General features: G+C 35.7%; 18 protein-coding genes and 1 tRNA gene. 10 read left to right on the top strand and 9 right to left on the bottom strand.

The window, feature by feature from the left end:
* Window positions 1–189: 189 nt before the first annotated feature.
* The gene (locus tag GV828_RS07285; protein ID WP_166536825.1) at window positions 190–1,131 is read left to right on the top strand and encodes an L-threonine 3-dehydrogenase; all 942 of its coding nucleotides are present in this window, start codon (window positions 190–192) and stop codon (window positions 1,129–1,131) included.
* Between the two features lie 128 nt (window positions 1,132–1,259).
* Here the strand turns inward: GV828_RS07285 and GV828_RS07280 are convergent, their stop codons facing one another.
* Window positions 1,260–1,766 (bottom strand): nuclear transport factor 2 family protein, encoded by a 507-nt coding sequence (locus tag GV828_RS07280; protein ID WP_166536824.1) that lies wholly within the window; start codon window positions 1,764–1,766, stop codon window positions 1,260–1,262.
* Window positions 1,767–1,984: 218 nt separating this feature from the next.
* On the opposite strand from GV828_RS07280, the gene GV828_RS07275 reads away from it, so the two are divergent.
* Window positions 1,985–2,965, top strand: coding sequence for a glycosyltransferase family 9 protein (locus GV828_RS07275; protein ID WP_208103154.1), 981 nt, complete (start codon window positions 1,985–1,987; stop codon window positions 2,963–2,965).
* 24 nt (window positions 2,966–2,989) lie between these two features.
* Here the strand turns inward: GV828_RS07275 and GV828_RS07270 are convergent, their stop codons facing one another.
* From GV828_RS07270 to GV828_RS07255, 4 genes are all read right to left on the bottom strand, one after another.
* Window positions 2,990–3,646 (bottom strand): response regulator transcription factor, encoded by a 657-nt coding sequence (locus tag GV828_RS07270; protein ID WP_166536822.1) that lies wholly within the window; start codon window positions 3,644–3,646, stop codon window positions 2,990–2,992.
* Window positions 3,630–4,295 carry a sensor histidine kinase gene (locus GV828_RS07265; protein ID WP_235935426.1) on the bottom strand — a complete coding sequence of 222 codons (666 nt, stop codon included), beginning with the start codon at window positions 4,293–4,295 and terminating at the stop codon, window positions 3,630–3,632. Before GV828_RS07265 ends, GV828_RS07270 begins: the two co-directional genes overlap by 17 nt.
* Window positions 4,296–4,393: 98 nt before the next feature.
* A complete protein-coding gene (locus tag GV828_RS07260; RefSeq protein WP_166536820.1) occupies window positions 4,394–5,038 on the bottom strand; it encodes a hypothetical protein in 645 nt (214 codons plus the stop codon).
* A gap of 12 nt (window positions 5,039–5,050) precedes the next feature.
* Window positions 5,051–5,401 carry a hypothetical protein gene (locus GV828_RS07255; protein ID WP_166536819.1) on the bottom strand — a complete coding sequence of 117 codons (351 nt, stop codon included), beginning with the start codon at window positions 5,399–5,401 and terminating at the stop codon, window positions 5,051–5,053.
* Window positions 5,402–5,659: 258 nt separating this feature from the next.
* On the opposite strand from GV828_RS07255, the gene GV828_RS07250 reads away from it, so the two are divergent.
* From GV828_RS07250 to GV828_RS07240, 3 genes are all read left to right on the top strand, one after another.
* Window positions 5,660–7,681 (top strand): hypothetical protein, encoded by a 2,022-nt coding sequence (locus GV828_RS07250; protein ID WP_166536818.1) that lies wholly within the window; start codon window positions 5,660–5,662, stop codon window positions 7,679–7,681.
* Window positions 7,682–7,756: 75 nt separating this feature from the next.
* Window positions 7,757–9,880, top strand: coding sequence for a hypothetical protein (locus tag GV828_RS07245; RefSeq protein ID WP_166536817.1), 2,124 nt, complete (start codon window positions 7,757–7,759; stop codon window positions 9,878–9,880).
* Between the two features lie 36 nt (window positions 9,881–9,916).
* Window positions 9,917–10,642: a chitosanase gene (locus GV828_RS07240; RefSeq protein WP_166536816.1), complete on the top strand. Its 726-nt coding sequence runs from the start codon at window positions 9,917–9,919 to the stop codon at window positions 10,640–10,642.
* Between the two features lie 67 nt (window positions 10,643–10,709).
* Here the strand turns inward: GV828_RS07240 and GV828_RS07235 are convergent.
* A tRNA-Asn gene (locus tag GV828_RS07235) sits at window positions 10,710–10,783 on the bottom strand.
* 86 nt (window positions 10,784–10,869) lie between these two features.
* Complete coding sequence (gene rseP / locus GV828_RS07230) at window positions 10,870–12,213, bottom strand: RIP metalloprotease RseP (RefSeq protein ID WP_166536815.1); 1,344 nt, start codon at window positions 12,211–12,213, stop codon at window positions 10,870–10,872.
* A gap of 228 nt (window positions 12,214–12,441) precedes the next feature.
* Here rseP and GV828_RS07225 point away from each other — a divergent pair, with 228 nt between their 5' ends.
* The 5 genes from GV828_RS07225 to GV828_RS07205 all read left to right on the top strand — a co-directional run bounded on the left by GV828_RS07225 (window position 12,442) and on the right by GV828_RS07205 (window position 17,402).
* Window positions 12,442–13,509: an NADH:flavin oxidoreductase/NADH oxidase gene (locus GV828_RS07225; protein ID WP_166536814.1), complete on the top strand. Its 1,068-nt coding sequence runs from the start codon at window positions 12,442–12,444 to the stop codon at window positions 13,507–13,509.
* 8 nt (window positions 13,510–13,517) lie between these two features.
* Complete coding sequence (locus GV828_RS07220; protein ID WP_166536813.1) at window positions 13,518–14,558, top strand: Gfo/Idh/MocA family oxidoreductase; 1,041 nt, start codon at window positions 13,518–13,520, stop codon at window positions 14,556–14,558.
* Between the two features lie 59 nt (window positions 14,559–14,617).
* Complete coding sequence (locus tag GV828_RS07215; protein ID WP_166536812.1) at window positions 14,618–15,568, top strand: aldo/keto reductase; 951 nt, start codon at window positions 14,618–14,620, stop codon at window positions 15,566–15,568.
* A gap of 63 nt (window positions 15,569–15,631) precedes the next feature.
* A complete protein-coding gene (locus GV828_RS07210) occupies window positions 15,632–16,144 on the top strand; it encodes a cupin domain-containing protein (RefSeq protein WP_166536811.1) in 513 nt (170 codons plus the stop codon).
* A gap of 46 nt (window positions 16,145–16,190) precedes the next feature.
* Window positions 16,191–17,402: an MFS transporter gene (locus GV828_RS07205; RefSeq protein WP_166536889.1), complete on the top strand. Its 1,212-nt coding sequence runs from the start codon at window positions 16,191–16,193 to the stop codon at window positions 17,400–17,402.
* Window position 17,403: 1 nt separating this feature from the next.
* On the opposite strand, the gene GV828_RS07200 is transcribed toward GV828_RS07205, so the two are convergent.
* Both GV828_RS07200 and GV828_RS07195 read right to left on the bottom strand, forming a co-directional pair.
* Window positions 17,404–19,323 carry a M1 family aminopeptidase gene (locus tag GV828_RS07200; protein ID WP_166536810.1) on the bottom strand — a complete coding sequence of 640 codons (1,920 nt, stop codon included), beginning with the start codon at window positions 19,321–19,323 and terminating at the stop codon, window positions 17,404–17,406.
* Window positions 19,324–19,365: 42 nt separating this feature from the next.
* A complete protein-coding gene (locus GV828_RS07195; protein WP_166536809.1) occupies window positions 19,366–20,073 on the bottom strand; it encodes a peptidase associated/transthyretin-like domain-containing protein in 708 nt (235 codons plus the stop codon).
* Window positions 20,074–20,165: the final 92 nt, after the last annotated feature.

Here is a 20,165-nt window from a genome sequence, read left to right as displayed (position 1 = left end):
CATTTACCACCCTGATACTCATAAAGTTTACCTAAAAATGCGCGTATATTTTTTTATTTTTTTGACAATTTCTCAATATCAATTGGTCAAACTAACAAATTTGTTGAAAATTGCTCATTTTTTTGAATTGAAATTAACAACTTTTCGATTTTTAAAGAATTATATTTGCCGTGCTTAACCTCGCATTTTATGAAAGCCAAAGTTTTAATCATTGGAGCTTGTGGGCAAATTGGTACAGAGTTGACCAAAACGCTTCGCAAAAAATTAGGAACGGATCAAGTGATTGCTTCAGATGTTCGAAAAGGGGATCCTGACTTTGTAAATTCCGGACCATTTGAGGTTGTAAATGCGCTAGATTTTAACCAAGTAGAATCTATAATAGAGCAATACGAAATTGAAGAAGTGTATTTAATGGCTGCATTGCTTTCGGCTACAGCTGAAAAAAATCCGGCATTTGCTTGGGATTTAAATATGAATTCGCTTTTTCACGTGTTAAATTTGGCGAAAGCCGGAAAAATAAAAAAAATCTTTTGGCCTTCTAGCATAGCCGTTTTCGGGCCTACGACTCCGCAAGAAAATACGCCGCAATTTACCATCATGGAGCCGTCAACCGTTTATGGAATTAGCAAGCAAGCAGGTGAACGGTGGTGTGAATATTACCACAATTTATTTGGCGTAGATGTGAGAAGCATTCGTTATCCTGGATTAATTAGTTGGTCAACGCCTCCAGGTGGCGGAACTACGGATTATGCGGTTGATATTTACTACAAAGCTCTGAGTGACAAAAATTACACTTGTTTTTTGAAGGAAAATACGCTTTTACCGATGATGTACATGGACGATGCGATTCGTGCAACCATAGAAATTATGAACGCTCCGAAAGAAGATATCAAAATCAGGTCGTCCTATAACTTAGCAGCGATGAGTTTTGATCCGAAAGAAATTGCGGAAGAGATTAAAAAACATATTCCGGATTTTGAAATTACGTATGAACCGGATTTTCGTCAAAAAATTGCCGACAGTTGGCCAGGAAGCATTGATGATAGTCGTGCAAGGCAAGATTGGGGCTGGAATCACGAATTTGATTTGCCGAAAATGACGGTGGATATGCTGGAGCATTTGGGGAATTAGATAGTTAGATAGTTAGATAATTAGATAGTTAGATAATTAGATAGTTAGAAAATTAGATAGTTAGATAATTAGATAGTTAGATGATTAGATAGTTAGATGATTAGATAGTTAGAAAATTAGATAATTAGCTAATTACCCGAATTACCTAATTCTTCAATTAGTTTATCTTCAATAGTTTGTTTTGTTTTGATGACTTCGTCCACGTTGTCATTAGGAATGGTCATGGAAAGCACGTAGTGTTTAAGTTTCCATTCGCCTTTGACTTTTTCTAGAACGCCTGATCCGCGACAAATTTTCATTTGAGTATTCAGCAATTCGTCAAACCAGACCAATTTTTTATTAGCGGAGAAATAAATGTTGCGTTGCAAAGTTTTAAAATCCCACGCTTTTCCCCTGTTGAAATGAGGTTTCGCCCATATCATAAATTCTTTTTTAGTCCAGTTTTCTGTGGCGTCCGTTCCAATGTAGATGGAATTATCTGCCATTACGGAAAAATATTCGTCATAATGAGCATCGGCGGCTGCTTTGTGCCAATTATTTAAGAGTTGGTCAATGGCGGTTTTTTCGTCATTGTTTTTTTGTGCAGAAGTGGTAATCGCTAAAAAAGAAGCAAATACAAGAATAATTTTTTTCATAGTTTTTATTCGGAAGTTACGAATTTCTCTATAATAAAAGTAACTTGGATATGAATGTTGAGAAAACTACAAAATAAAAGAGTTTCAATAAAGTTTGACCTTTTGCTCGGAAATAATATTCATTCAATTTTTTCGTTATATTCGTTAAATATATCTGTTTATTAGTTATGAAAATCCCCAAAAGTGTCAATGTCTTTCGTAGAAAGATAATGCGCAACTTGACTAAAGACCTCGGGCAATCGAATTTTAAATATTTGACGACAGTAAATCCTACCAGTATCCAAAGAATTTTAATTAATCGACCCAATCAAAGATTAGGAAATTTATTGATGGTAACGCCTTTAATTGATGAGATAGAACGAAATTTCCCAAATGCCAAAGTAGATGTATTTGTAAAAGGTACTTTAGCTCCGACAATTTTTAAAGCTTTTCCTAACGTTGATACGTTTATCCGACTGCCAAAAAAGCCGTTCAAGGAATTTGTGGAATATTCTAAAATGTGGTTTTCAATTCGCAAAAAAAAATACGATTTTGTGATAAATATAGATGCTTGCTCATCTTCCGGGAGGTTGGCTACAAAGGTTTCACGAGCTCGATTTAAGTTTTTTGGCGATTTGCCAAATGGTGTTTCTATTTTAGAACCACACATGGCCAAGTTTCCTGTCGTGTATTTTAGAAAGTGTATGGAATTGATAGGGGTAGAGGTTAAAAAGGAGAAAATTCCAGAGTTAAATTTGCGGTTAAGTACTGACGAGTTGTCTCATGGAAAAATTCTTTTAGAAAAATTAAGGGGTGATAAAAAAAATGTAATTGCCATTTTTACTTTTGCAACGGGTGAAAAGAATCATGGTGTGATATGGTGGCGAAAATTTTATGATTTATTAAAATTAGCGTTTCCTGACAGTTTAATATTGGAAATTTTGCCAGCTCATAATGAATCAGCTATAGCTTTTGAAGCAAAAGAATTTTTGAGTCAAGATATTCGAGAACTAGGTGCAGTTTTACATCATTGTAATGTTTTTATTGGTGCAGATAGTGGTATCATGCATTTGGCGAGTGCTGCAAAAGTACCCATTATTGGATTATTCAATAGCAACAACATAGCGAGATATTTGCCATATGGCAACAGTAATATTGCAGTAGATACTAGAGCTGTTTCTACAAAGGAAATTATTGAATTAATAAAAGAGCGGTTGTAGATAATTTTATCTAAAAAATATATTTTACAAAGTAATTAACTTATTTTTTATGGCGTAAAGTACTAATCCAATTCGGTTTTTGACATCAGTTTTTACAAAGACATTTTCACGATATCCGTCAATTGTTTTTGGGCTGAGGTGCATTTCGTCGGCTATTTCTTTATAAGTTTTATCGGTGCAGGCAAGTTTTACAAATTCTAGTTCTTTTTCTTTTAGTTCTAGTTTTACGTCTTGTTCAGGTTTTGTAATGCCGTTTACCAATAGTTTTGAAACCATCTCTGTAAAAAAATATCCTTCTTCAATAGTCATAAGCATGGCTTTTTCAAATATTTTTGGAGACGTGTCTTTTAAAAGATAACCTCGCGTTCCTAGACGTACCATTTTTAAAATTATTTCTTCATCTTCATTAACGGAAAGCGCTAATACTTTTTGGTCTGGAAAATGTTCTTTTAGCCAAATCATAGTGTCAATACCATTCATAATTGGCATATTGACATCGAGTAACACTAAATCTGCAACTAATTTTTTAGACGCTAAAAAATGTTTGACAAATTCCTTTCCGTTTTCAAAACTGTTGATGACTTCAAAATTTTGGAAGTTATTGATTAATAGTTCTAATGACTGCGAAAACAGAAGATGATCATCAACAATGATTATTTTGTATTTAGTTTGGCTGGTCATCTTGTTTTTTATTTGGATAAAACAATCGGATGGAGGTAACTTGATCCACGGATTTAAATGAAATTTTTGCACCAATCAATGTCGCCCGGTGTTTCATGTTTTTAAGCCCTGAACCCTTTGTTTTGAGATTAATGTCAAAACCTTTACCAGTATCATTGATAATCATTTCAAATCCGCCATCTCTTGTGGTGACTGCTACATTCACAATTTCGCTATGAGAGTGTTTTAAAATATTAAGTAGTGATTCCTGAAAAATTCGGTATATAATCAGTTCATGTTCTGGGTTATAAATGGGTTCGGTCGTGTTGTCAAGAAAATCACATTTAATTTTTTTTAGATTTTGGATACGTTCTAAATCGGCCGATATGGTTTCGGTAAGATTAGAGTTCAAAATGTTTTCTTTATTAATTACTCTAGACAAAAGCCTTATTTCATTAAGTGATTTAGACAAAACTTCTTTAAGCTCTGACAAATTTTCCTTCGTTACAGCACTAGATTGCTCTAATCCTAAATTGACCTGCATTATCGCTACCGAAATAATCTGACCAATATTATCATGAAGTTCGCGACTGATTTCAAGTAAGGTTTGGTCTTTAATTTCAATTTGCGCTTTCACTAATTCCGACTTAAATTGAAGCTCCGATTTCATTTTCTGAGCCAAATATTCGGACTTCTTTTTATAAAAATAATATAGAATGGATAAGGTGAGTACTAACAATGTAATAAATACAATGCTCACCGAAATAATCAATAATTGTAATTCTTTATACTGCATTTAAAACCGTAGATGATACTTCCGTACATTAAAATATTTAAAAACGTCAAAATAAAATTGTAGATAAAATCATTATTTTCAATCAAAGTCATATCGAGTGCCATAATAAAAGGTAAAAAGGGGATATGGAAAAGAACCACACCTAATATAAACCAAAAATAAATAGACTGTCTAAAAACTAGTATCAACTCTTCGCTAAAACATTCAAACATATAGAAACTTGCCATTATCAATACCGAAATCGTCCCAACAACATAACTATAATTAAGCGTCACATTAAATGATTGTTTTATATAAAATGTTTCTAAAAGCACAAATAATATGTAAACAATTAATAAAAATCTGGCCAATGCCGTCGATTTCCAAGATTGTAAAATCGACGACAATAGCCAAATGATGTAACTAAAACTCAATATTATGTAAGAATTATACAAATATAAGTTATTTTCAATAGAATATTTTTGAAAAATTAACGCAACCAATTCATTCACAAAGGTGTAACACAAAAAGCCAACAATGCTTTTAGCTCTCAATGTTGGCAGTTTGTACCAATTAATGCAACCAATAATGGTAGTAGAAAAAATTAGTAAAAGAATAGCGTAAAAGAAATATTCCATATTATGCATCACTTAGAATGAAACTCTAGGTGGCTTTCCAAATCCGCCATAATTCATCACATCTGTATCTTGATCATCTTGGCTGGACCCCGAACCAGAAGGATTAGTAGCACTTATAAATAATGTGGTTTTACCTTGAATTTCTTGATCTACACTATTGTCTTTGGGATAAACACCAAAATAAAATCGCAAGCCATCAATAGTTCGACCATTCATCATGGCTTTGGCTTTGGCATCTGCAATAAATTTTTCTATTGCATCGATTGAGAACCAAACCGCATTAGAATCATCAGGTTGTACATTAAACTTACTGTTAAAGTTGGCTTGTAAATCTCGAGCTAATTTTCGGTCAATTACTTTCATGTTGTATGTTATTTAAAAGTTTATATCCACAAATGTAGCATACTCTAAATACTTGATTAAGGGGAAAAATCCCCTTTTTAATATAGGTGTTTATTTTTATTAAGTAGGGGAAAAAAACATTAAATAATCAGGTATTATACTATAAATCAACATTTTGCGCTGTATTAGTTTTACATCGTTAATTAATGATTAACAATAGATGTATAAGGTGTAATTCTGAAAAACCTAAAAAGAGTAAGAAAATTTAAACTATTAATTATGTCAGATGTAAAACCAATGGGTTGCCCTCATTATGGTGCGGGAACCGTAGAAATTCTTTTAAAAGAAAGCAATGGTGCAGATTTTACTTTATTATTTGCTCCAGATCCTAACAATGACAAGCTTCGGGCTGCGGGATTACCAATGCAATTTTATTATTATCCAAAACACCCACGACTTGCCAAGCATCCCGACGGAAGATACAAATTTTCGTTTCAAGTTTTTTCTGGAGTAGCTTCGGAAGGAAGTGTAATTGGGGTTGAAGGTCTTGAAGAAGAAGCTGGAGGATTTTTATCATTAACCACTACTTTAGACATTCCCGAACCATTGCTCAAAAAAGCGATTGACCAATTAAAAACAACCCTTCAAGGTCAATACGGAAACAGCACAACCGCTTTAGGAAAATTATTTTCTTGGGTAAAAGGACGAGATAAAGATTTTAATCATACTAATGTTCGACCTGTAACACTTACCGAAAATAAAATTGTAATGCATCGTGTGGTCAAAGACAATGATGCCAAAGATGTGGAAGCTGCAGCACCTTGGGCTTTTAAAGTTCAAGGTGAAGGAGATGGTTCAACCATAGGTTTGGGTGAAAATGCTTTTTCGGTTTTGATGGGTCGTTACAACACTTCGATTGTTAAAGACGCCTTACAAAAAGGAGGGAATAATTTAACGGTAGATCATCAAATTAAATACAGAGCTTACATTCCCTCAACTGTTATTGAAACGACCATTCATGCCAAAAAAGTACATAGTTATTTTTCGTCAAAAGTATCAGTAAAGCATCCTTTTATAGACTTAAACTGGGAACATGAATATGAAAAATTAGCTACTTCGGGAAGCATTGTTTCTAAAATTTTTACTGACGGACAATTTACCAGCGAAGAACAAAAAAAGATGAACCAAGCACTCTTGACCAAGCAACGAGAGTTTGCATTTGAGATGCTCAAAAAACAAATTTTTGACCCGGCAGACAAAGTATTTACACCCGCAAAAGATACCCAAACAGGTAATCCAGTAATGTCTATTTTTAGAATATTTTCTGGAGGTGTTTCTGTAGGAGTAAGCCTAAAATCAGGAACACAAATCCGTCAATTGGATATGGCTGATAAAATTGAAATTTCCGGAATTGAAGTTTTGGGAACAAAAATTTCCAATACACTTGAACCTTTGACCACCAAAACCGGAGATGCTGCCAAAAAAGACGTAGAACGTTATGTAACCGAAGTGCCGCTTGACGAAGATTTTACAAAATTACAAGTCATTGCCGCATTAGACGGTTCGTTAATAAAACTCGACAAAGACAACGAAATTTTAAACGACAGTCCGGTTCGTCAAGTTTCCATAGAAGTAGGCTATCCAGACTCAAAAGGAAATATCATTTGGAAAGGTTCTGGCCGAATGATTTCACCGGAAGGCAATCCATACGTTCGTAGAAAATCACGCACTGGAGTTGAAATTGACGCTGTTTTTCCAGCAATTTGGAATGATAACGAAAATGCCAAAAACCTTTTTGTCTTTGATTTTGCTACTAGAATCAAAGGAAGTAAAGCACGGGTGAAAACCATTACCATGTATGAAAAAGACAAACGTATTAAACTCAAAGACAAAACCATGGAATATGAGTTTACAGGAACCAAAGTATTCATTCCTTTACCAGTGCAAAATATGCTTAATTATGAACTTTCAACCGAGGAACTTTATGACTGCGATACCATGGAAGTAACTTTCAAAGCCGACAAAATGAGTACCAAAAAGTTCAAATTTGATGTAGATAATTTTGAAGACATCATTCCTTATAGAGCTTGGTATGAAGCAGATTATGAAATTAAACCAACCCAGTACAAAATTAAATACACCTGCAAAGGAAAAATCGGTTCAAAAACTAAAAAAGTTACCATCTCTACAGATTATATGCCGCTAGATTATCAAGAAGGAAGTGTGTTATTCGACATTCCTTCGGGAACTGATGCGCAAAATAAGGATGTAGAAGCCATCAGAAAAGCGTTTATCGAATAAACGTTTTTCATTGTAAAGGAGGTATGTCCCCCACATTTCCTCCTTTATTTTTCTTAATCAAATAATTTAAAAGTCATGCCAAATACCTTCAAACTTAACGGAAATAAATTAGTGCCGCTCAACCGATTTAATCTCGAGCCGGCAAAACCCAGTGTTATTTTTTCTAACGAAAATAAAAAACCCGGAAACTTTGTTATTGCCGAACATCCCGTGGTGCAATCCATCGATTTAAAACCTACGGTGGTCACAATGGAATTGTTTAGGCCACGTTTTCCGCTGATAGAAGACAAAGCAAGTGTCAACCCGAAAAGTTTTTTTAAAGATTTTGAAGATGCAAAAATTTATCACGTTTTTCCAGGTATCGAAATTTCGCCCAACAATAATTTGCTTTTTTATTACGAAGAAATTTTGGACGCCAACGGAAAAACCAAAGGTTATTTGGGCAAAGTGACGCTAAAATATATTTTGAACAACCAAAAAATAATTCCCACCCAAAAACATATTCCACTAGAATTAGCAGAAGCGATTTTAAATCTAAAAATTAAAGATGGCATTTTGAAAATTAGTGGTATCATCAATGCTTCAACCCAAGAAATTACTTTTGAATTAAAGGACGAAGCGGTTAAAATTACTTTTCAAAATTTAATTACCAATATTAAAGAAAACCAATGTAGCGTTGATCTTTTTTTTAATTTCAAAGCCTATTCCAAGCCCACTAAAATTTTCAACATAGCCGTTTTAAACAAGGATTTTTATAAATTAGACAAAAGATTTATTGCCCCAAAAGAAATTAGCAAAGCCAAATTAATTACACCTTTGGCCGTGACTGATACTAAAAAAACCACAGTTTTGCGGGCCAATAAAAAACGAATTTTGCATTCGCTTGACGTGAAAGATTCGGTCAATACAGAATTGGTAAAAAGCACCTTTATTCTCAAAACCAGTTTTCCGCTCAATTATCCTTTGGACAAAAAAGAATCCGAAGGATTGTATAAAAATTTCAACAAAACCATCACGGACAACCCATTTAATTTAAACGAGAAATTTTCGGAATTTGAACAAGTTTTTTTTCCGGGATTTCAGTTTGACAAATACACCGTTTACAAATCAAAAGTACAACCCAATGTTTTTTTAATTGTTCCCAAAAAATATTATTTGGCACGCGATGCCGAAACCATGTCGAGCTGCATCAACCTTATTTTTCACGCGTTTGAAGAAGGAACGGGAGTATCGCAAGACATTTCGAAAGTAAACATCCAATATGCGGTTTCGCCTAATATTTCGGCTTTGGAATTGAATAAGTTAAAGATTGATTTGTTTCAATTTGGTTTGTTAGATGATCAAATCACAGATTATTTTAGCAAAGTGCAATTTTTGTTTCCAAATGATATTGGAGCCGATTTTGAAATTACCGGAAACCACCTGATTGCTCCTTCGGAAGTAAGTGTTGATGGCAAAAGTTTTTTGTTCAACTTTACCACCGAAAAATTGTCGGAAGCCAGTTTGCTCATCAATTCGTTTAACAATTCCATTTCGCAATTTGCCAATATCACCATTCGCCACAAAGAAATTCGCGATACCGCTAATATGGAACTCAACATCGAAAAAACCATTGGCGATTTTTTACAAGTAGATTATGACGACACAACCGGCAAATTATTGGTAACTAATTTATCTTATTCGCCGTGTAAAATTTCGAATGTTTTATTAATCTCTGCCCAAGATACGCCGTTTTTTAATCCTTCGTATTTTGCCACGCTTCCGCCGCTTAACAGTCAGCAAACATCGCAGCTAGAACTCAGAAATCTTACCAGTAGCGTGGTGCATCTCAATCCCAAAAATATTTGTTTTGAATACGAAAGTATCGAAGACATTTCCAAAGAATTTACTCAAGCCGTTGCCACAAGTACAGATTTTAACAGGTCGATTGTATTAGAATTTATTAAATTAGATACGAAAAAATTTGCCAAGATTCAGGTGGATTTAGTGGTACGGGAAACCGATAGTGCTTTCTCTTTTGAAAAAGACAAAACCGATTTTAAAACGCCGTTGTTGTTTAATTTTATTACCAAAAACCAAGCATTGCTCACGCCATTTGTAGATTACAAAGTGTTGTATTTTGACCAAAATAATAATTTGTCTAAAACCAAAAACTTTAGTTTTAATTATACAACTGGTGCCCGAATTTATATCGAATAAAAAAAACCAGAATTTTTATCTTAAAAAAATATCGCCATGATTTTCAACAATTTACCCCCCACGATTACAGTTGCGCAAGCCACAAAAATTGTTCAGGTTTTAAATGTTTTTGAAACCGGAAAAAGAGACGGAAAGTATGATGCATTAGTAGTTTACAAAGATTTTTTGCACAATACCCAACGATACAGACAAATTACTTACGGCAAATCACAAACCACCGAGTTTGGAAATCTAAAAACGTTGATCAAAATGTATGTGGATGCCCGAGGAATTTATTCGCAACAATTAAACCCGTATCTCAATAGAATTGGTTTGATTGCTAATGGAGTTCCAAAAACTTTAGCCGATGACGAAAACTTTAAATTGTTATTGCGAAAAGCCGCAAGAGAAGACGACAAGATGCGAAGCATTCAAGATGCTTTTTTCGAAAGGTATTATTTCCAACCAGCTTTGGCGTTTTTTAACCACCATCAATTTACCTTGCCGTTATCGCTTTTGGTCATTTACGATAGCTTTATTCATTCCGGAAGCATTTTGATGTTTTTACGCCAACGTTTCCCCGAAATGCCACCGTTGCAAGGCGGAAATGAAAAAAGATGGATCACGCAATACGTAAACTCGCGACACGATTGGTTGAAAAATCATTCGTACCAAACGCTTAGAAACACCATTTACCGAACCGGATTATTCCAACGACTCATCAACGACAACAATTGGGATTTATCGGGAAGTTTTACCACGCAAGGAGTGGGGTTTAGTTAACGCGAATTTCAAAAAGAATTTAAAAACAAAAAATCCTGACCATTTCTGATCAGGATTTCGTTTTTTGCTCCCCCTCTTGGGCTCGAACCAAGGACCCTCTGATTAACAGTCAGATGCTCTAACCAACTGAGCTAAGGAGGAAGGCGTATTGCCTTGTAAAGCGGTGCAAATATAAGGCGAAAATTGATTTCTGCAAATTTATTTACAGAAAATTTTCAATTTTTTTTCTATTTCACAATCGCTTTGTAAATATCGTTTCCGTTGGCAAATAAAACCAATGCGATAAGTATAAAGAAACCAACGATTTGCGCGCGTTCCATGAATTTTTCACTCGGTTTTCTACCGGAAATCATTTCGTACAATAAAAACATGACGTGACCACCATCTAATGCCGGAATTGGCAATAAATTCATCACACCAAGCATGATGGAAAGCAATGCGGTAATTTGCCAAAAAGCAAACCAACTCCATTGTTCCGGGAAAATATTAAAAATAGCGAAGAATCCACCAACTTCTTTGTAAGCTCCGGTTTTTGGATTAAAAATCGTTTTTAACTGTTGTCCGTAACCCACCAATTTATCTTTTCCCATCGTGATTCCAACCGGAATCGATTCAAAAAAACCATATTCATGTTTGCTGATTTTATACAAATCAAGTTGTTGCAAATTGTCAGGAATCAAACGTGTGGCGTAAGCAATTCCTAATTTAGCGCTGTCAGAAATTTTTATAGTAGATTGAATTTCTTGGTTATCACGTTGTAAAGTTATCGGAACGGTTTTGCCTTTGTATGTTTCTAATTTCGCAATCATTTGATCGGCAAAAGCTACTGGTTCGCCATTAATTTCCGTAATGATGTCTTTTGGTTTCAGGGTTGCTTCGTTTGCAGAACCTTCGCTAATTTGGCTTACAATAAACGGAATACGCATTTCAATTAAGCTTCGTGTTCCGGAATTACTAATTTGATTTACTAAATCTACCGGAAGTTTAATGGTTTGGTTTTGGCCATTTCGGTTAACTACAATTTCCTCTGCCATAAAAATATCTCCGGCATAATCGCTGAAACGTTCTCTTTCAACACCGTTAATCGAAACAATTTTATCACCAGTTTGCAAACCTGCTTTTTCCAAAACCGGACTTGTTACCCAAATTCCGTTTTTCAATTCGCTGTTTGCCACATAAGTATCACCATAATAAAACGCAATTCCAATGTAAATAATGAAGGCCAAAATAAAATTGACCGTCACGCCACCTAACATAATAATCAAACGTTGCCAAGCTGGTTTCGAACGGAATTCCCACGGTTGCGGTGGCAAAGCCATTTGTTCTTTGTCCATACTTTCGTCAATCATTCCGGCAATTTTTACGTAACCTCCTAGCGGAAGCCATCCAATTCCATATACTGTTTCACCTATTTTTTTCTTGAAAAGAGAAAATTTTACATCAAAAAAAAGATAAAACTTCTCTACTTTGGTTTTAAATAATTTCGCAGGGATAAAATGCCCCAATTCGTGTAAAACGATTAGCAGCGATAAACTCAGCAAAAACTGCGAGAGCTTGATAAAGATTTCCATTTTTCTATTTTAAATTTCAAATAATTGCGAACAAAAATAGTGTTTTAAGTTTATAAATTGATGGCTACTTCAATTTAAAACTTTGGTAAAAAATTTTTAAGATTGGAATCCAAAACAATTCTTAAAGCATAATAAATCTATGTTAATACCCACTTTAAAACACAGTCTTTCAAAAAATGTATTTTAATTTTGATAATACAGAAAAAAATCCTTCTGCGCATCAAATTTATGGCCACAAAATTATTTTCAATCATTCAAATTAAAGATATTATTTTCAAAAACCGCTTGGTAATTTCGCCCATGTGTCAATATTCGGCAAAAGATGGTTTTGCTAACGACTGGCATTTGGTTCACCTCGGAAGTCGTGCCATTGGAGGAGCTGCTTTAATTTTTCAGGAAGCAACCGCAGTTTCACCCGAAGGAAGAATTTCACCCGAAGATTTAGGAATTTGGAGTGATAATCACATCGAAAAATTCAAGCAAATTACCGCTTTTATCGAAAGTCAAAATGCAGTTCCCGGAATTCAAATTGCACATGCCGGAAGAAAAGCCAGCATGACCTCACCATGGAAAGGTAACAAAAGAATTTTGCCGGAAGATGGCGGTTGGGAAACCTTTTCACCAAGCGACGTTGCCTACAAACCCACCGAATTTACTACTGAATTATCAATCGATGGCATCAAAAAAGTAATTTCGGATTTTCGTGCCGCTGCCAAACGTTCGCTTGAAGCAGGTTACAAAGTCTTGGAAATCCATGCAGCTCACGGTTATTTGTTACACCAATTTTTATCTCCTTTGTCCAATTTTCGAAAAGATGAATACGGCGGTGATTTTTATGGAAGAATCAAGATCGTGTTAGAAATTGTGGAAGAAGTCAAAAAAGAATGGCCGGATAACTTGCCGCTTTTCGTTCGAATTTCTGCTACTGATTGGGCTTCTGGAGGTTGGAATGAAGAAGAATCCATTCATCTTTCGGCCATTTTAAAAGCTAAAGGTGTGGATGTTATCGATGTTTCCAGCGGTGGAAATGTACCACATCAACAAATTCCGGTGCAACCCAATTATCAGGTTTCCTTTGCCGAAAATATTAAAAAACAAGCCAAAATTACTACTGGAGCCGTGGGTTTAATTACCAATGCTATTCAGGCGGAAGCTATTCTACAAGATGAAAAAGCCGATTTTATTTTCATCGCTAGAGAATCACTCCGAAATCCAAACCTCGGACTCACATTTGCCCATGATCTAAACGAAGAACCTTTTTGGCCCAAACAATACGAACGAGCGCAACCCAAATAATTTCTACTATGAAAAAAATTAAAACCGCATTGCTTTCCTACGGAATGTCTGGCAAAGTTTTTCATGCACCATTTCTCGACCTGCATCCCGGATTCCAGTTAATTGGTGCTTGCGAACGCAGCAAAAAAAATATCCAAAACGATTATCCGTACACTAAAACGTATGATTGTATCGATGATTTATTGGCAGATGATATTGATCTTGTGATTGTAAACACTCCAGTAGAAACCCATTATGAATTTGCCAAAAAAGCCCTTCTTTCCGGCAAAAATATCATCGTTGAAAAAGCCTTTACCACCACTGTTGCCGAAGCCGAAGATTTGAAAAAAATAGCAGTGGAACAAAATAAAAAAATCGCTGTTTTCCACAATCGTCGATGGGATAGCGATTTCAAGACGGTCAAACATATTTTGAATCGGGATATGTTAGGCGAAATTGTGGAAGCCGAAATTCATTTTGACCGATACAATCCTAATTTAAGCATCAAAATTCACAAAGAAACCAACAATCCTGGAGCCGGAATTTTAAAAGATTTAGGTTCGCATATCATCGATCAAGCCTTGTGTTTGTTTGGTTTTCCTGAAGCAGTTTTTGCAGATATTCGGGTTACCAGAGAAAATTCGGTGGTAGATGATTGCGTCGATTTGATTTTGTTTTATCCAAAAATTCGTGTGCGTCTCAAAGCCGGATTTTTTGTCCGCGAAGCCTTGCCGTCCTACATTATTCATGGAAAAAAAGGAAGTTTTCTTAAAAGTCGTGGCGATGTTCAGGAAGATGAACTAAAATTAGGCAGGAAACCTAACAATCAGGATTGGGGAACCGAACCGGAATATAAATCCGGAATCATTCATACAGAAATTAACAGCGTGGTGTTGCGCGAAAAAGTTCCCGCATTTCATGGGAATTACATGGATTTTTTTGATGAAATGTATCACGCAATCATCGATGATAAAATAGAGCCTGTTACAGCAGATGATGGTATTGCGGTGATGAAAATTATTGAAGCAGCCATTGAAAGCAATCAACTCAAAAAATTAATTGAATTTTAATTATATCACTAATTTTTCTTCTCAGATAATTTGGGAATTCGTGGCAAAAAATAACACACATGGAAAAAAGACAATTAGGGAATACTGATTTAAATGTGTATCCCATTGCATTTGGCGGAAACGTTTTTGGCTGGACAATTGACCAAAAAAAATCTTTTGAAATATTAAATCATTTTACCGAAGCCGGTTTTAATTTTATTGATACTGCTGATGTTTATTCACGTTGGGCTGATGGAAACGAAGGTGGCGAATCCGAAAAAATTATTGGAAAATGGATCAAAGAAAAGAAAAATCGTGACCAAATTGTATTGACGACCAAAGTCGGCTCGGATATGGGAAATGGCAAAAAAGGACTCAAAAAAAGTTACATTCTCAAAGCAGTTGAAGATTCTTTAAAACGCCTTCAAACCGATTATTTAGATTTGTACCAAACGCATTTTGACGACGAACCGACTCCGGTTTTAGAAACCCTCGAAGCCTATAATCAATTGGTAAAAGACGGAAAAATTCGCTACATCGGAACCTCAAATATGTCGCCCGAACGTATCAAAGAATCGCTCGAAACCAGCCAAGAAAAAAATCTTCCAGAATACCAAACGTTGCAACCGCATTACAATTTATATGCAAGGGAAAAATACGAAAGTTTGTACGAACCGTTGGCTTTGGGACACAATTTCGGTGTGTTTACTTATTATTCGCTCGAAAGTGGTTTTCTCTCCGGAAAATATAGAACTAAAGAAGATTTAAACAAAAGCCCGCGAGGTGGCAACATGGACAAATATTTTAACAATCGTGGCCTTAAAATTTTGGATGCTTTGGACAAAATTGCCAAACAAGAAAATACCACGCCAGCGGCAGTAGCATTGGCTTGGTTAATTCAACGTCCGTCAGTTACCGCGCCAATTGTGAGTGCGACCAATTTAGAACAATTGAAAAGTATCATCGAAGCGCCAAAATTAAACCTAAATTCCGATGCCATACGGTTTTTAACTTCCGAAAGCGCTTGGTAAATTTTATCAGATTTTTAAAACAGTTCGGTTTTTTTATTGCCTAACTTTAAAAATAAAAGCGATATGAAAATGGAAACCCAACAATTAAAATTTAAAGACGATGGAAAATTTCCAAACAGCGTTTTGCCAGTTTTAATTTATCGAAATGTTTTTTCGGAAGAAAAAGGCGAAGCCGAATTTATCGCCAATCATTTTGCCGATCGAGATTGGAACAATTCCTGGGAAGGCGACGTTTATGATTTTCACCATTACCACAGCAATACCCACGAAGTTTTAGGGGTTTTTTGCGGTCACGCCGAAATTCTTTTGGGTGGCGAAAACGGTGAAATTATTAATATTGAAAGAGGTGATGCCGTGGCAATTCCGGCTGGTGTAGCACACAAAAAAATTTCTTCTTCCGAAGATTTTATGGTTGTTGGTGCGTATCCTAATGGTTCCGATTTTGATATGCTCAAAGGGAATGATAACGAAAGACCAAAAGCTGATGAAAATATTAAGCAAGTTCAAGTCCCACAAAACGATCCCGTTTATGGAAAAATGGAAGGACTTGTTTCACTTTGGCGATTTTCGAAGTAAATTTGCCTATTCAAACACGTTTTAAAAATCTGTGTTTATAATTTTTATGGAATTTCGTTTTGTCAATCGGTTTAACACCAAACCTAAATTAAAAGGCTACAAATATGCCAAAGAATCTTATTTAAAAAGAATTCGCTGGGCTGTATCGCTTTTTTATTTCGCCATGGGGTTGTGTTCTGCCACTTGGGCAAGCCGAATTCCCGATCTAAAAACCTCGCTCAATCTTACTGAAAGTGATTTAGGAACAATATTATTTGCCATTCCATTTGGACAATTGTTTGTGATGCCTTTTTCCGGAAAAATTGTCACGCGTTTCGGCAGCCACAAAATCCTGATTTTTGCCTTAATTTTTTATGCAATCGCCATGGCAACCATAGGTTTAGCAATAAAACCGTGGCATTTAATGTTGGTGCTTTTTATTTTTGGAATGTTCGGAAACCTGAGCAATATTGCCGTCAATACCCAAGGCGTTTACGTCGAAAAATTGTATAAAAAAACCATCATGTCATCATTTCATGGCGCTTGGAGTACGGCAGGTTTTACGGGTGCTTTTATTGGTTTGGCAATGTTAGCATTTAAAATAGACCCATTTCCCCATTTTTTAGTGTCAGCAACGGTAGTTTTTTCGGTGATTGCATTTAATGCAAAATATTTGATTAAAGCCAAACAAAAACCAATTAAAACCCCAGAAAAAAAGAAACTTTTCGCCAAACCCGATTCGACTTTGATTTGGCTTGGCGTTATCGGTTTTTGTTGTATGGCAAGCGAAGGGGTAATGTTCGATTGGAGTGGTGTTTATTTCAAAGATATTGTGAAAGCACCAGGAGCTTTGGTCATTTTGGGGTACACTTCTTTCATGGTCATGATGGCAACCGGAAGATTTTTGGGCGATCAATTCATCCTCAAATACGGCGGAAAAAAAATCATGCAAATCTCCGGAATCATGATCTCTGTGGGATTATTTTCAGCGGTATTTTTGCCGTATCTTATTCCGGCAACTTTGAGTTTTATGCTGGTTGGAATTGGCGTTTCTACAATTGTACCAACGGTTTATAGTTTGGCAGGAAAAAACTCAACCGTTCCTCCAGGCGAAGCATTAACGATAGTTTCCAGCGTAAGTTTCCTCGGATTTTTAATTGGTCCACCCATAATCGGTTACATTGCCGAGGCGTTTGGCTTGCAATTTTCTTTTGCGTTTATTGGCGTTTTTGGCGTAGTGATTACTTTTTTGGTTTCAAAAATTAAAGCAGTTTCGTAGTTTATTTCTTTAAAAATTTATGCTGAAAAACTCCTTCTGAAGTGAAAATTTTGAGGAAATAAGTGCCACTTGGCAATGCCGAAACATCCCATTTTTTTTCATTTTTCGATTGAAGCACAACTTGTCCGAGTGTGTTTAGAATCATCGTTTTTTCGAGAGAAATATTTTCTAAACCTTCGCTAAAAATTTCATTTGAAGCAGGATTTGGATACAATTTTAAATGAGTTGCCAAACCAAAATTTTCCGTGCTTAAAGTGGCTGTGTTATTTCTGGAAATGATGTCAAAATTTGGGTTTACGGAAATTCCGGTAACTGTAAACGGCACGTTCGCAAAAATTACCTGATCATTGGTTGTGTTTTGCAGAATTAAATCTAAAATTTGTCCGCTATTTCCGGTAACTCTTACAGGAACAGGCATCTCAAAAAATGAAACGGAATTGTGTGATTGCGTTTGATTAATGGTAAATCGGGCTTGTCCGCCAGTCCAATTTTGCACTACAATATTGTAACTCGGGTATCCTTGCCCATAAACCCAATCGTTAAAAAATTCTGTCAAACTTGTTCCTGAAGCAGTTTCAAGATGTGTTTTAAAATCTTCGGTAACGGCGTAACCATAAGCCAAATTAGGGTCGGCTAAATAATTTTTTATGGCTTGAAAAAATACGGCATCACCTAATTTAAACCGCAACATGTGCAACACCATTGCCGCTTTATTGTAAGAAAGACGATGATTAAAAATTCTCGAGACATTTTGGGCTTCGGCATCAGTAAGGTAAACAGCACCACCATTTTGCGAAGTAATATTGTTGATGACCGATTGTTTCCAACTGTTAAAATTGGTTTGCCCATCAAAATTTTCGACCACCAAACCTGATAAATAAGTAGCAAAACCTTCGTTAAGCCAAATGTCTTTCCATGTTCCGCAAGTGATTTTGTCACCAAACCATTGATGTGCCAATTCGTGGGCAATTAATTCCCGCCCAAAACTTCCCATAAAGGAAACCGTTGTATGTTCCATTCCACCGCCAAGAGCACATTGAGCGTGACCATATTTTTCGTTAGAAAACGGATATTTTTCGAATAAATCTTCAAATAAATCCATAATTGGAGGGGTTACCGCTAAATTATTTTGCACGCTGGTTTGCGTTTCCGGATACAAATAATTCACAATCGGAAATTGGTTTGGAGCCGTTCCAGCCGTTTGCGTAAAAATTGTATAATTTGTGGCTGCAATTGCTACTAAATAAGCCGGAATTAAGTAATTATGTGTGAATCTGGTAGTTTTGGTTCCGTTTCCATTTGTTACCACAGAAGTTTGCAAGCCATTTGCCACGGCAACGTATTGTGTTGGCGTTGTCAATAAAAAATCCACGCGATCTACTTTATCGTCTAATGATTGCTTGCAAGGCCACCAGTCTTTTGCGCCAAATGGTTCTGAAAGCGTGTACAAACCGGCCACTCCAGCATGAGTATAAGTGGTAAAAGCATTTTCGTCAGTAGATGGAATTCCTTCGTAAATAATTGAAAGTGAATCTAATACATTTGTATTTTGTGTATTTTGCAAATTGATAACCAATTCGTTATTAGTGTTTTGTGAAAAGGTAAGCGAATTTCCACGTTGCAAAACTTGTGTTACGGTAAGTTGATTGTTAAGGTCAAAAGTAACGCTGTTGAGGTTTTGTTTGGCAACAAAATGTGTGGTAACCATTCCGGAAATGTAAAATTCTTCCGGATTAATGTTGAGTGCCAACCGATGGTATTTGACATCGTAATTGGCTGTATTGAGATTTTCTCGAAACGCCAATCGCTTTGCTGCCGATTTTCTCTCGGATTCTGCAATGTGCTGAGTTTGCCCGGGTACATTTTGCGCAAGCGAAAAAAAACTTTGAATTAATGCTGTTAAAAAAATAATCTTTTTCATTATAATTTTTTTCCAAAGATAAGGTGGAGAACGTTCAAAATGCTATAATTTTTTAAATTCTTCAGCTTTTTTGAGCAGAAACTCCAACACATTCAGTTTGTTACCGAAGAAAGATGATTCATCAGCTTTTGGATCTTCGTTACAAAAATCCACAAAAGTCGAAATGTCTTTGTAGGCAATTTTTAAATCTTTGGTGAAAAAATCATCGTCAAAATTCTTAAAAACAAAATCTTTGAAAACCGGCGGTTTGTACTCGGGAGCTGGTTTTTCTTTTTTAGGAAAGGCTTTTTTAATCATTCTTGCAACTTCCATAAAATTAATTCCGGCGGTAGTTCCGTTGTACACAAAAGGATTTGATGGCAAGGTTTGGCTTTGTCCCAATGGTCCAGGACCTAATTCGGCATAGCTCATTCCGGGTAATGTAAATTCTTGGTAAACCACCACTTCGTCCATCAATATTGGCTTCGGCTTTAAAGCAATGGTGTAGAAATTATTTATTTCGTCCTTAAAAATTTTTTGAACCAAATAATCATATTCTTTTGAAATAAAACCAATTTCGTCACCGGGACTGGCATCAATCGAAAAATTTCCGGAAGCATCGGTTAATACAATTTGTTTGGAGGAAAGGTTTACCACTTCCACTTTTTCAACTGGAGTGCTGAAATAATGGACTTTACCGCGGATGGTTTTAGTTTGACAAAAAGCCATAAAAGGCAAGAGCAGGAGGGAGGATAGTAAATTTGTTTTCACACGAAAAATATTTTTGCTGCCACAATTTTAGAGTAAACCCGGAAGCTGCAAACCTGCTTTAACGAAAGTTTGTGTTTTTTTGCACAAAATCA

Origin of the sequence: Flavobacterium ichthyis (assembly GCF_009915155.1) — a bacterium.
GTDB lineage: Bacteria > Bacteroidota > Bacteroidia > Flavobacteriales > Flavobacteriaceae > Flavobacterium > Flavobacterium ichthyis.
This window is presented reverse-complemented; position numbering and strand designations above follow the sequence as displayed.